Below are 13231 nucleotides of genomic sequence, written 5' to 3'. Positions count from 1 at the left end.
GGTGATACGGCGGTAAGTAAAGCGGAGAAGCAACCTAACAAAAAAAGCCCCGCCGCAATGGCAGGGCTTCTAAATTTCAACGTCGACAAAATTGGCGGAATTCGAAAAATCCGCGCCAATCTGTGGTTCTTACTTAAACGGCACGGCCGTGCCGCTTTCCTTCACCATGCTGTTGCCGCTGAGGTCGCGCACGATGTTGGCTTTCAGTGTGATTTTGGCGTCGCCGCTCACGTCGTTCGAGGAAATTGTCACCACGTCGCTCACCTGGCCGAGCTGGCGCTGGCTATAGAGCAGTTCCACCACTTCGCTCTGGCCGGGGGCAATGGGCTTGGGCGTGGCCTTGTAGCCCACGCAGTAGCAGCCCGAGGTGAGGGCGCCAAGCACCAGCTCAGTTTTGCCGGTGTTTTTGATGGTGAAGCGGGCCGCGGGCTGCTGGCCGGCTTCCAGCTTGCCGAAATCGTGGCTGGTGCGGTCTATCACGAGGTGGGGCGAGGCGGCCAGCTGGGCGGGCGTGAGCGTGGGCTTCATCTGCTCCTTGGTGAGCACCGAACCTTTGATGGTGAGCACCTTGCTAGGTTCAGCAGCATTGCTGGTCACGGTCACCGTTTTGTTGAACACGCCGGGGCGACCGGCGCTGCTGTACATGGCCTTGATGATGCCGGTTTTGCCGGGCAGAACGGGCGTTTTGGTCCAGTCGGGGGTGGTGCAGCCGCAGCTGGCCTGCACGTTGGCAATGACCACGGGCTGGGTGCCGGTGTTCTTGAACTTGAATTCGTAGGTAGCCATCGTGCCCTCGGGCACGTTGCCGAAGTCGTGGTTGTCGGTTTCAAACTTCATCACGCCCTGGGCGTGGGCCGTGATGGCAAAAGCCAGCAGGCAGAGGGTAAAAAGACGTTTCATGAGAAAAATTGAAAGTCGTTGGAAATCAAAAAAGCAAGCACCAAAGGCGGCAAAATGGTTTCAGGTGGCCCACGCAATTGGTGAACAAACGTCGGGCGTCAATTCTTAACCCCGGTGGGCTACCCTTTCCACCCCAAATATACGGTCAAAGCCCTCGCACCACCTAGCCGGCCCCGATTCCGTATTTTTGCAGCGTGGCTCCGGCCCTTCGCCCTTTCTCTCTAAGAATTCCCACTTCCGTTCCCGTATTCTATGTCAGCTGCTGAAACTGCCCAACCTGTGCTAGGCGCGCCCCTCACCAAGGCCGATTTTCTCACCGATTACCGCCTGGCCTGGGAAAGCCGGCACGCCTCATTGGCCGGCCGCAAGGAAGTGTTTATGGGCAAAGCCAAGTTTGGCATCTTCGGCGATGGCAAGGAAGTGCCGCAGCTGGCCATGGCCCGCGCCTTCCAGAACGGCGACTTCCGCGCCGGCTACTACCGCGACCAGACCTTCATGGTGGCCATTGGCGAGCTCACCTGGCAGCAGTACTTCGCCCAGCTCTACGCCAACCCCGACGCCGAGGCCGAGCCCGCCACTGCTGGCCGCGCCATGAATGGCCACTTCGCCACCCGCATGCTCGACGACGACGGCAACCTCAAGCCGCTCGTCAACAGCAAGAATTCTTCGGCCGACATCTCGCCCACCGGCGGCCAGATGCCGCGACTGCTGGGGTTGGCCTACGCATCCAAATTGTTCCGCCAAAACCCCGAGCTGCACCAGTTCACCGACCTGTCCACCAATGGTAATGAGGTAGCCTTCGGCACCATCGGCAACGCCAGCACCTCAGAGGGCATGTTCTTTGAGACGCTGAATGCGGCTGGCGTGCTGCAGGTGCCCCTGCTGGTAAGCGTGTGGGACGACCATTACGGCATCTCGGTGCCGGCCGAGTACCAGACCACCAAGCAGAGCATTTCGGCCATCATGGCGGGCCTGCAGCGCGAGGGCGAAGGGGAGCAGGGCTTTGAGATTTTTGTGGTGCGTGGCTGGGACTACGCCGGCCTGCTCGATACCTACCAGCGTGCCGCCGCCGTGTGCCGCGAGCAGCACGTGCCCGTGCTCGTCCACGTCACGGAGCTTACGCAGCCGCAGGGCCACAGCACCAGCGGCTCGCACGAGCGCTACAAGAGCAAGGACCGGCTGCACTGGGAAGAAACCCACGACTGCCTGCACAAGCTGCGCGAATGGCTGCTAGCTGAGGGCCACGCCACCGAGCTGGAGCTGGACGACATCGAAAAAACCGCTGCCGCAACCATTAAAACCGCCCGTACGGCCGCTTGGGCTGCCTTCTTCGACCCCATCAAGGCCGAGCGCGACGAGGCCGTGGCCATGCTGGAAAAGCTGGTGGCCGACACCGGCACCGAGAACTCGCTGCACGATATGGTGGAGCAGCTGAAAGCCAACCCCACGCCCATCAGGGCCGACATTGTGCGGACCCTGCGCCGGGTGCTGCGCGCCGTGCGCAACGAGAAGCGCAGCTTTGGACGCCGCGTGGTGCAGCGCCACCTGGAACAGCTGCTGGCCGAAAACGCCGACCGCTACAATTCCAACCTGTTCAGCCAGAGCGAGTACGCAGTGGGCAATATTGAGGAAGTGGCCGCCTCCTTCGCACCCGATGCCGCGCAGGTCGACGGCCGCGAGGTGCTGCAGGCTTGCTTCGACGCCAACTTCCAGCGCGACCCCAGCATCTTCGCCATTGGCGAGGACGTGGGCAAAATTGGCGACGTGAACCAGGCCTTTGCCGGCTTGCAGGAGAAGTTCGGCGAGCTGCGCATCACCGACACCGGCATCCGCGAGTGCACCATCGTAGGGCAGGGCATCGGGGCGGCGCTGCGTGGCCTGCGCCCCATCACCGAAATTCAGTACCTCGACTACCTGCTCTACGCCATCCAGATTCTGAGCGACGACCTGGCCTGCCTGCAGTACCGCACCAAGGGTGGCCAGAAGGCCCCGCTCATTGTGCGCACCCGCGGGCACCGCTTGGAGGGCATCTGGCACTCGGGCTCGCCCATGCAAATGATTCTGGGCAGCATCCGGGGCATGCACGTGTGCGTGCCTCGCAACATGACACAGGCGGCCGGCTTCTACAACACGCTGCTGCGTAGCGACGAACCCGCCTTGGTGATTGAGTGCCTGAACGGCTACCGTCTGAAAGAAACCATTCCCAGCAACGTGGGCGAGTTCACGCTGCCACTGGGCCGCCCCGAGGTTCTGAAGCAGGGCACCGACGTAACGGTAGTAACCTACGGCTCGATGTGTCGCATTGTGATGGACGCCGCCAAGCAGCTGGCCGAGGTCGGCATTTCCGTGGAAGTAATCGACGTGCAGACCCTGCTGCCTTTCGACACCGACCAGCTGATTGCCGACAGCCTGCAGAAAACCAACCGCGTGGTGTTTGCCGACGAAGACGTGCCCGGTGGGGCCACCGCCTTCATGATGCAGCAGGTTCTGGATGAGCAGGGTGCCTACCGCTACTTGGACTCGCAGCCGCGCTGCCTGGCCGCGCAGCCCCACCGCCCGGCCTACAGCTCCGACGGCGACTACTTCAGCAAACCCAACACCGAAGACGTGTTCGACACGGTGTACGAGCTGATGAGCGAGGTAGCCCCGGAGAAATTCCCCGATATCTACTAATCCGAAAAAGAAAGGGGCTACTTAGCCCCTTTCAAAGTCACATCGGTAGTTGTCACGGTGTTGCTCCTGTTCAGCGCCCGGTCCATGATGGTGATTTCAAACCGGAAGGTATCGCCGGGGTAGAACGGGGCACCGTCGACGCTGAGGGGCAGGGCGTAGGTGAGGGTGCCTTTGAGCGGGGCCGGGCGTGAGCCCTCCTTCTCGAGGTGCAGGAAACGACCGTTGTATTCGCCCTCTACGCCGCCGGCATTGACAAACTTCGTGTAGGTGTAGTTGCCAGCATTGCCATTCCGCTTATATGGCTGAATGGAGTAATTGTAGGCGTAGCCGCGGTTATTGAAGCCGCCGGTGGTGGCGTTGAAGGGCGCTACTTTGATGTCATCATCGGACAGACCCAGGTCGCCGTCGCCGTCGCGAAAATCAACCGAAAACTTGAGTGTGTCGATGGCGGTAAGTGTCCCGGTGGGCACCACCACCATGTCCACTGACTTGAAATCAATGGCCGGCACCACCGGATAATCAGGGGCACTGAGGCAGCTGCTGAGGCCCAGGCCGGCCAGGGCGGAGCAGGCAATGGTGAGGGTACGAAACAGGTTCATAATAGCAGAAAGTGAAAAGACAGCCAAACAACGCCGAACAAGGCGCCAAAGTACGTTTTTCTCAACGAATAGCCGCACGCGTTGGTTCGGCATGCGTTGCTAACCACCAGGTTTGCTCATGAGTTTCCGCGAAGATTTTCTGCGTCGCCTGCCGACGTTAAATGAGGACGAGTTTGAAGCCACTGCGTTGGCCCTTTTCCGGCACCAGGCGGCGCACTGCCCGCCTTATGCCGAGTACCTGGCGCAGCTGGGCCGAAACCCCGCTGCCGTGGCCCGGCTCACGGATATTCCATTTCTGCCCATCGAGTTTTTTAAAACCCATGAGGTGCGGACCGAGCCTGCTGGTTGGGAAGCGCAGGAGCTATTTCTAAGCAGCGGTACCACGCTGCAGCAGCGCAGCCGCCACCTTGTGCGCGACCCCGCGCTGTATCGCAAAAACGCCGCCCGCATTTTCGAGCAGGCATATGGCCCACTCTCAGGCTGGACGTTTCTGGCGCTACTGCCCTCGTATCTGGAGCAGGGAAATTCCTCGCTGGTGGCGATGGTCGATTATTTTGCCCAACAGTCTGGCCAAACCCAGCCCGCCTTTTTCCTGCACGACCACGCCGCCCTGCGCGCCGCCCTGGCTGAGGCCAAGCAGCAGCCCAGCCGCCGCGTCATGCTCATTGGGGTGAGCTACGCGCTGCTAGATTTCGCGGCCGAAGCCGGCCCGGCGCCGGAATTGCAAGGGCTTACCGTACTCGAAACCGGCGGCATGAAGGGCCGCCGCCGCGAAATGATACGCGAGGAGCTGCACGCCGAATTGCAGCAGGCCTTCGGCCCGGCCGGCATCCACTCCGAATACGGTATGACCGAGCTGCTGAGCCAGGCCTACTCGCTGGGCGACGGTCGTTTTCACTGCCCCGCGCCGCTGCGGGTGCTGCTACGCGACCCATCCGACCCGTTTTCAATTGGGAATAGGGGAGACGGGGCCATCAATGTGATTGACTTGGCCAACATTGACTCCTGCGCCTTCATCGAAACCAAGGACCTGGCCCGGATGCACCCGGACGGCAGTTTTGAAGTGTTGGGCCGAATGGATAACTCAGACGTGCGGGGGTGCAATCAGCTGGTGTAAGGACTGAATTTGCGTTGTTATTGTAACACAAAGCTGTTTGTGTAACTTACTGTGGCTTACCCATGCGCGTGTGTATTTGAATATTGTTTCTATTATTGTTATATGAAAAATATTCTGCTTTTGGCGCTATCATTAACATTGTGTTTTAATGTATGCGCTCAAATTCCTTCAACGACGGCAAAAATTCAAAGCTATATTGACTCTATCGGCAAAAGCAATGACCGTCGGCTTGTTTCAGCCTCAATGTTTCCGGCTTTTGCAAACGGACATAATTTTGAATGGAGAACCAATATGTGGACGAATAAAAAGCATAAATTGCTGTGGGTAGAGCATATCATTCCGGATTCCATATCTAGGGTGTTTTTTTACTGCAAGGATTCTTTAATTTTTGCATCCGAGCGTACTTATGACACAAAAAGTGCTCCTGGAATTAAGAAAAATATTTTTAGAAATATTTTCTTCTATCAGGCAAGAATAATTGAAGACACCATGCCAGGAAATAATAACAATACTGCTGCCTTTTACATTAATGAGAGCAGAAAGTATTTAAGGCTATCAAAAAATACCAAATAGGTTTATTTTATATGTATATAATATCATGATTATCAGTATTATATACGAGATAAATGGAAATTTAAATAAATACTGACCAATAAAAATGGCCCCGGAATCTGTAGATTCCGGGGCCATTTTTATTGGTCCACATGTATAGAAACTCTACTTGCCTGCAAATGCCTTAGCGTCGCTTTCCGAAATGGTGTCGTCGCTCATAATTACGAGGCGCTCCACCACGTTGCGCAGTTCGCGGATGTTACCGCGCCAGTCGAGGCCTTGCAGGTAGCTCATGGCCGCGTCATCAATTTTCTTGGGCTTGGTGCCGTAGTCGGCGGCGATGTCGTTGAGGAACTTTTGCACCAGTTCGGGCACGTCTTCGCGGCGGTCGTTGAGGGCCGGCACTTTGATGACGATGACCGAGAGGCGGTGGTAAAGGTCTTCGCGGAAGTTCTTGTCGGCAATTTCCTGGAGCAGGTCCTTGTTGGTGGCGGCGAGCACGCGCACGTTCACCGAGATTTCCTTTTCGCCGCCCACTCGGGTGATTTTGTTTTCCTGCAGGGCGCGCAGCACCTTGGCCTGGGCCGAAAGGCTCATGTCGCCGATTTCGTCGAGGAAGAGCGTGCCGCCGTCGGCCTGCTCGAACTTGCCGATGCGCTGCTTCACGGCCGAGGTGAAGGAGCCTTTTTCGTGGCCGAACAGCTCGCTTTCGATGAGCTCCGACGGAATGGCGGCGCAGTTTACTTCCACCATCGGGCCCTGGGCGCGGTTGCTGAGCTCGTGCAACTGGCGGGCCACCATCTCCTTGCCGGCGCCGTTGGGGCCGGTGATAAGCACGCGGGCATCGGTGGGCGCCACTTTTTCGATGGCTTTGCGCACAGTGCCCAGGGCGGCCGAGGAGCCTATCATCTCGGAGCCTTTGGACGTGACAGACAGCTTCTTTTTCAGCGTCTTGGTCTCGGTGGCCAGCTTGGTCCGGTCGAGGGCGTTGCGCACGGTCACGAGCAGGCGGTTGAGGTCGGGCGGCTTGGGCAGGAAGTCATAGGCGCCTTTCTTGGTAGCTTCCACGGCTGTGTCGATGTTGCCATGGGCCGACACCATGATGAAGGCAGCGTCGGTGCCCATTTTCTGGGCGCGCTCCAGCACTTCGAGGCCGTCCATCTTGGGCATGCGGATGTCGCAGAGCACCACATCGTACTTCTGCTGAATGAGCAGGTCGAGGCCGGAGGGGCCGTCTTCGGCCTGGTCTACTTTGTAGTCTTCAAATTCAAGAATCTCCTTCAGCGTGTTGCGGATGGCTTTTTCGTCGTCGATAATGAGGATGCGGGGCATGGGGCGGGAACTGCGTTTAAAAGCAAAGGGAGCGGCGCGAAGGTAACGAAAAGCGGCGCTAGGAGTTTAAGGGCTGGAATCTACGTTCCGCTGGCGCGCGTCTCCGGCGCGTGCCGACTGGGCCCGAGTCTCCGACTCGCCGTTGAATGACCCGCGTCGCACGTCGCGCCTCCTGTCCCGAGCCGGAGGCTCGAACTCAGTCGGCACGCGTCGAAGACGCGCGCCAGCGGCGGGTCCTGTTTAAACAGTTGCCTATCTACTTTCGCTTTTCTCAATCACAATTCCTGCATGAAAAACCACCTCACTCGCCCGGCGCTGCTGGCGGCAGCTCTGGCCGGTAGCTTCGGCCTTTACTCTCTCACCAGCCGGCCCGCCGTGGTGGCCGATGCTGGCAACGCTGGCCTGAAGCTGCCGGCCGGCTTTGGCGCGCTGGTGGTGGCCGAAACCGGTGCCCGGGCCCGGCACCTGGCCGTGACGCCCCAGGGAACCATCTACGTAAAGCTGAACCGGGTGAAAGATGGCAAAGGCATCCTGAAATTGACGCCCGGCGCCAACGGCAAAGCCACTGTGACGGGCGGCTTCGGCAGCTACGGCGGCACGGGTATTTACGCCAAAGACGGCTACCTCTACGCTTCGTCGGACGAGGACGTGTACCGCTACAAGCTCGACGCGAAAGGGGAGGTAACTAACCCCGCGCAGCCCGAAAAAATCGTGAGCGGCCTGCTGAACCGCGGCGAGCACGAAAGCAAGTCCATCGTGCTCGACAACGCCGGCAACCTTTACGTGAACGTAGGTGCCTATTCTAATTCATGCCAGGTGAAGGACCGGGAAAAGGGCTCGATGGGCCGGCCGGGCTGCCCGATTCTGGACTCGGCGGGCGGCATCTGGCAGTTCCGGGCCGATAAACTGAATCAGCAGTACGGCAACGGCACTCGCTATGCCACCGGCCTGCGCAACGTAGTGGGCCTCGACTGGAATGCGCAGGCCAACCAGCTGTTTGTGATGCAACACGGCCGCGACCAGCTGCACGACATCTTCCCCAGCATGTACACCACCAAGCAGTCGGCCGAGCTGCCTGCCGAATGCCTTTACGGGCTGAGCAAAGGCGCCAACGCCGGCTGGCCCTACCTGTACTACGACGGGGTAAAAAAGCAGAAAATACTGGCCCCTGAGTACGGCGGCGATGGCCAGAAGCTGGCCGATGCCAAGTACCTGGAGCCCGCCGCGGCCTACCCTGGCCACACCGCCCCCGACGGCCTGTTGTTCTACACCGGCACCATGTTTCCGGCCAAATACCGCAACGGCGCCTTCATCGCCTTCCACGGCTCCTGGAACCGGGCACCGGAGCCCCAGAAAGGCTATTACGTGGTGTTTCAGCCCTTCAAAAACGGCAAGCCCAGCGGGTCTTGGGAGGTGTTTGCCGATAATTTCGCTGGCTCGGCGGAGAAGGTGGCCAGCGGCCGCGCCGACCACAAGCCCTGCGGCCTGGCCCAAGGCCCCGACGGCTCGCTCTACGTGAGTGACGATAAGGCCGGCACCATCTACCGCATTGTGTACAACCAGAAATAAGCCCTTTCGTGAAAAAGCTTAGTGTCCTCCTATCCCTGTTGCTGCTGAGCAGCGGAGTTGCTTTTGCCCAGAAAAAAACGACTGCTAAGACGCCGGCCAAAAAGCCCACGGCCGGCGTGTCGTCCGCGCTGCTGGCGGCCGGCAAAGCCGTTTATGTACAGAACTGCCTCAGTTGCCACCAGGCCGACGGCGGCGGCGTGGATGGCATGAACCCACCGCTCACCAAAACCGACTACGTGCTGGGCGACAAGCCCCGCCTGATTGGCGTGCTGGTGAACGGCCTGAAAGGGGTGGAAATCAACGGCGAGGAGTACCGCAGCGTGATGCCCGCTCAAACCCACCTCAGCGACCAGCAGATGGCCGACGTGCTCACCTACGTGCGCAACAGCTTCGGCAACAAAGCCAGCGCCGTGACCGTGGCCGAGGTGAAGGCCATGCGCGCAAAAGCGCTGAAGTAATATGATTGATGCCCGTCATGCCTCGGCTGCGCTCGGCATGACAGCTCACTGATTAAATAGTAAAAAGGCCCTTCCCGCACGGGAAGGGCCTTTTTAATGCTAGGTGATGAGTCTGTAAGCCGGGTTCTGTGCGTGGCCGAAGCCACGTCCCCACCATTTATCTAGGCCAGTCGTTGCCGAAAGGCTCCATCAACCTACCCGCTGGCGCCGGACGAGCCGCCCGGTGCCGGTGCTGCCGAAGCAGCGCCGGCGTACCAGCTTATTTGGTCTTTCAACCCCTGAGGTTTACCCAGCCGGGACGGTCACCCGCCCGCTGGTGCGCTCTTACCGCACCTTTTCACCCTTACCTGTTGGCGGATTGGTGGGTAGGTGGGTAGGCGGGATGTTTAAACAACAACCCACTAATCCGCTAATCCACTGCTCCGCCTTCCGGCGGTAATTTTCTGTGGCACTGGCTGTCCTGGTTTGCATTATACGCGCCAGTCCTTCCCGTTAGGAAGCAGGGTGCTCTGCGTTGCCCGGACTTTCCTCGTCGCCCTTCTTGCGTTGGGCGCCGCGGTGGGGCGACCCATCACAGTAGCAAAGGTACATCGCAAAGCCGAGGCGCAATCCCTTCGTCAGGCGGTTTCCATTTCGGCCGTTGCCGGGCTGATGACAGAGGAAACTCTGGACACGGAATTGGCTGGGAACCCCCCGCGCTTGGCGTGCTCACGAATCATTTCTTCGTTGGGAGCGTCGTAAACGCAATAAATTTTATCGTTGGTGACGTAGCTGTGGTTCCACTGAATTTGTGGGCCCATTTCGTTTAAGACCCCGCACGAGGTTTGCGAAATGGCTTTTAACTGCTCGGGAGTGAGGTTGCCGGCGCCAGGAATTTCTCGTTCAATCACGTACTGAGGCATGGGAAGCGGATTTAAAGTGAGACATAGTGCAATATAAATATTAAATTAAGATTGCCTGCTCCCTCGAAATCGTATTTTACTTTCCCTCCCACACATTGTCTTTTGGGTAGCTGTCGGGCACCAGGGTGCTGCCCAGGGTAATGCGTTTCAGGGGCTGCTTGGTGGCAACGGGCACTGTGACGGACGTAGCTCCGGTTTCCCAAACGCCGATGCTGCGGTGGATTTTCTGGGTCGTGTTGTCGGCGAAGGTGAGGGTGAGGTCCACGGGCACGGGCTTGCGGCCCTTGGCGGTTATCAAGAGGTCGTAGCCGGTGGCGGTTTTATTCACGGCCGAGATGGCTAGGTCGGGGTAGCCGCCGTCGAAGAACCAGCGCTGCCAGAACCAGTTGAGGTTGCGACCCGCGCCGGTGTTCATCGAGTTAAAGAAGTCGTAGGGCAGGGGGTGTTTGCCATTCCAACTGCTGATGTAGGTGTGCAGGGCTTTGGTAAACAGCTCGTCGCCGAGCAGGTCCCTCACGTAGAGGTAGCCCAGGGCAGGTTTGGGGTAGGAGTTCAGGAAGAAGGCGCCGCCGTTTTGCTGGGTGCTGGGCGTGATGATGGGCAGGTCGCCTTCGGAGCCGGCGTTGTCGGCGTAGGGCTTGATGCCGTAATTGTCGTCCACCTTGGGGTCAATCATGGAGGAAATCAGCCACTCGCCGATGGTGGCCCAGCCCTCGTCCATCCAGCCGTACTTCGTCTCGTTGATGCCCATGTAGAAGGGGAACATCGTGTGGAAGATTTCGTGGTCGGTGAGGGTGATGGCGTCCTCGCGGGTATCGGTGGGGTTGTCGTTCACCATCATGGGGTACTCCATCTGGTCTAGGCCGTCGAACACCGTTTCGTGGGCGTAGGGGAAGGGCCACTTCGGAAACTGGTAGCTCATGGCCTCCACCGTTTTACGGCTGAAGTTGATGACTTCCTTGTAATCCTCGTGCTTGGGGTTGTACACGGCGTCGACGCGGGTGCGGCGCTTAGTGGCGGGGTCCACCACCAGGCTGGTGCTTTGCCACACGTAGTGGTCGGCGGTGGCAAACACAAAGTCGGTCACATTCCTGGCCTCGAAGCGCCAGGTGTTCTGGTCGGCCTGCGGGGTGATGTCGCGCCGCCGGGCGTCGTCTTCGCTGATGATGCTCACCACGGCGTCTTTCTGCTCGGCCTCGCGCAGGCGCTGGGCGTACTTGGGCGCGAGCACCTGGGCGGCGTTGGTGAGGTCGCCGGTGGCCCACACCACGAAGTTTTTGGGCACCGTGACAGCGGCTTTGAAGTTGCAGAAGTCGTTGTAGAACTCCTGGTCGCCGGTATAAGGCACGCGGTTCCAGCCGTCGAGGTCGTCGTACACGGCAATGCGCGGGAAGAAGTAGGCCACGAACGCCGCGCCTGGTTCAATCTCGCCGGTGCGCTGGTGCGAGCCCTTGTTCAGGATGTAGGAATAGGTGGCGCGCACCGTGGCTACCTGGTGCGGCCCCAGCGCCCGCCGCAGCGCCACCGGCATATTGGTGCCGTTAATGGGTAGCTTGCCCACGTCGAAATTCTCCCCGTTGATGGTCAGGTTGAGGATTTTGACACCCTCGCCAATATCCTCGGGCGCGAAGGCTTTGCTGCGGGGCGCGCCCTTTTGGTAAAGGTTGGGGTAGAGCTTGAACCAGAGCTGGCGCAGCGAGTCGGGGCTGTTGTTGAAATACTTGATATCCACCGTGCCGGCTACGCGTCGGCTCGCCGGGTCGAAGTTTACGGCCAGGTCGTAGTCGGCCGCGTTTTGCCAGTAGCTGGGGCCGGGCTGGCCGCTGGAGCTGCGGGTGCCCTTGGCGTAGAGGGGCTCAAAGTTGCGGGGCAGGGGGAGTGTAGGCTGGGCCAGGGTGGCCAGCGGGAAAAGCAGCAGGGCTGCGGGTAGGAAACGCATGAAGCAGGAAAAGCAAGAGAAGCGGCAGCAGCGCCGCCAAAGCCCAAAGAACGGAGAACGGCGCGAAAGGACGCACAGCCGAACGACTTAGGGGCGGGGCCCGCCCCCGCTCAGCATTTAACGACTCCGCCATATGTGCTCAGGCACACGGTCGGGAGCAAGCCCTGCCCTATATCGGGCTACACCCGCACCAGGCCTGCGGGAGTTAGCTCCTGCTCGCCCTGCCAACGGTAGGCCACCAGCTCGCCGCCCTTGGCCACGCTATAGTCGAGGCACACAGAATGAGGCGTGAGTAAGCGGGGCTCGCCGCGCAGCCAGTAGTGGCCGAAGAAAACGGGCGTTTCATCCTGGTAGTAGGCGGGGCTGGGCAGGGCGGCCACATCCACAGGCTGGCCGGCCAGGGCCTCGATGGGCTCCAGGAAATAGTCGTCGTAGGTGGCGGAGGTGGGGTCGCGCCACCAGGCCGTGCGCATCTTGGTGCGGCGGTGGCCGTCCTTGTCGAAAAAATGATGGTCGCCGGGCAGGTCGGTTTCGTGGCCTTTGAGGGTGATTTCGACGGCGTTCAGTTCCGCTGAGCCCTTGCGGCTGGCCCGCAACAGGAACTCCGGCGTCAGGCGGTCGTGGGGCAGCCATTGGCGCAATTGGGCGATGTAGCGGGCGTCCCAGCAGGCGTGCACCACGCGCAGGCCGGGCAGCTCCAGAAACAGCGGCAGCCGCATGAACCAGGCCAGGTAGTCGCGCCACTCGGCAAACAACTCCTTGCCATTGAAGGCGCGAACAGTTTCAATATGCTGCAAAATGTGGTGCGGCAAGTGGGGCCGCAGGTGCCCGCCGCTGGGGTCGAAGGTCCAGAAGTTAAGGGCGTTGAACTCGTGATTACCCATCACGGCCAGGGCCGCGCCGCCGTCCACCATGCCGCGCACGATTAGCAGCGTCTCGCGGATGGCCGGGCCGCGGTCGATGAAATCGCCCAAAAAAATTACCTGGCGCCCGCCGTTGTGGCGGTATACCCCTGCGGCGTCGGGGGCATAGTCGAGTTTGGCCAGGAGCTGCCGCAGCTCGGCCGCGTGTCCGTGAATGTCGCCGATAAGGTCGTACATGGGGCAGGGTAGGTGGGTGGAGGGTAGTAAAAACGAACAGTCGGCCGGGCCTTAGTCCGCCACCCTAAAGGCAGCGAAGGACCTTCTCAC

11 protein-coding genes and 1 other RNA gene are annotated in these 13231 nt (G+C 59.9%); 5 read left to right on the top strand and 7 right to left on the bottom strand.

What is annotated here, in order from left to right; translation table 11 throughout:
- Positions 1-129 precede the first annotated feature (129 nt).
- The gene (locus tag I2I01_RS02360) at positions 130-900 is read right to left on the bottom strand and encodes a DUF1573 domain-containing protein (protein ID WP_196284807.1); all 771 of its coding nucleotides are present in this window, start codon (positions 898-900) and stop codon (positions 130-132) included.
- A gap of 252 nt (positions 901-1152) precedes the next feature.
- Between I2I01_RS02360 and I2I01_RS02355 the strand changes: the two genes are divergently transcribed.
- On the top strand, positions 1153-3573 hold the full coding sequence (locus tag I2I01_RS02355) for an alpha-ketoacid dehydrogenase subunit alpha/beta (protein ID WP_196284806.1): 2421 nt from the start codon (positions 1153-1155) through the stop codon (positions 3571-3573).
- 17 nt (positions 3574-3590) lie between these two features.
- Here the strand turns inward: I2I01_RS02355 and I2I01_RS02350 are convergent, their stop codons facing one another.
- Entirely contained in the window at positions 3591-4172 is a 582-nt protein-coding gene (locus tag I2I01_RS02350) for a hypothetical protein (RefSeq protein WP_196284805.1), read from the bottom strand.
- Positions 4173-4290: 118 nt separating this feature from the next.
- Between I2I01_RS02350 and I2I01_RS02345 the strand changes: the two genes are divergently transcribed.
- Both I2I01_RS02345 and I2I01_RS02340 read left to right on the top strand, forming a co-directional pair.
- Positions 4291-5289 carry an acyl-CoA synthetase family protein gene (locus I2I01_RS02345; protein WP_196284804.1) on the top strand — a complete coding sequence of 333 codons (999 nt, stop codon included), beginning with the start codon at positions 4291-4293 and terminating at the stop codon, positions 5287-5289.
- 102 nt (positions 5290-5391) lie between these two features.
- Positions 5392-5862, top strand: coding sequence for a hypothetical protein (locus I2I01_RS02340; RefSeq protein WP_196284803.1), 471 nt, complete (start codon positions 5392-5394; stop codon positions 5860-5862).
- Between the two features lie 144 nt (positions 5863-6006).
- Here I2I01_RS02340 and I2I01_RS02335 read toward each other — a convergent pair whose 3' ends face one another.
- Entirely contained in the window at positions 6007-7173 is a 1167-nt protein-coding gene (locus tag I2I01_RS02335) for a sigma-54-dependent transcriptional regulator (RefSeq protein ID WP_196284802.1), read from the bottom strand.
- Positions 7174-7461: 288 nt separating this feature from the next.
- Between I2I01_RS02335 and I2I01_RS02330 the strand changes: the two genes are divergently transcribed.
- Positions 7462-8742 (top strand): PQQ-dependent sugar dehydrogenase, encoded by a 1281-nt coding sequence (locus I2I01_RS02330; RefSeq protein WP_196284801.1) that lies wholly within the window; start codon positions 7462-7464, stop codon positions 8740-8742.
- An 8-nt stretch (positions 8743-8750) separates the two neighbouring features.
- Positions 8751-9200 (top strand): c-type cytochrome, encoded by a 450-nt coding sequence (locus tag I2I01_RS02325; RefSeq protein ID WP_196284800.1) that lies wholly within the window; start codon positions 8751-8753, stop codon positions 9198-9200.
- Positions 9201-9299: 99 nt separating this feature from the next.
- Here the strand turns inward: I2I01_RS02325 and rnpB are convergent.
- From rnpB to I2I01_RS02305, 4 genes are all read right to left on the bottom strand, one after another.
- Positions 9300-9775, bottom strand: an RNA gene (gene rnpB, locus I2I01_RS02320) — RNase P RNA component class A.
- A gap of 42 nt (positions 9776-9817) precedes the next feature.
- Positions 9818-10102, bottom strand: coding sequence for a DUF4242 domain-containing protein (locus I2I01_RS02315; protein ID WP_196284799.1), 285 nt, complete (start codon positions 10100-10102; stop codon positions 9818-9820).
- Positions 10103-10178: 76 nt separating this feature from the next.
- On the bottom strand, positions 10179-12041 hold the full coding sequence (locus I2I01_RS02310) for a M1 family metallopeptidase (protein ID WP_196284798.1): 1863 nt from the start codon (positions 12039-12041) through the stop codon (positions 10179-10181).
- 179 nt (positions 12042-12220) lie between these two features.
- Positions 12221-13141, bottom strand: coding sequence for a metallophosphoesterase (locus I2I01_RS02305; RefSeq protein ID WP_196284797.1), 921 nt, complete (start codon positions 13139-13141; stop codon positions 12221-12223).
- Positions 13142-13231: the final 90 nt, after the last annotated feature.

Origin of the sequence: Hymenobacter properus, from assembly GCF_015694735.1 — a bacterium.
GTDB lineage: Bacteria > Bacteroidota > Bacteroidia > Cytophagales > Hymenobacteraceae > Hymenobacter > Hymenobacter properus.
This window is presented reverse-complemented; position numbering and strand designations above follow the sequence as displayed.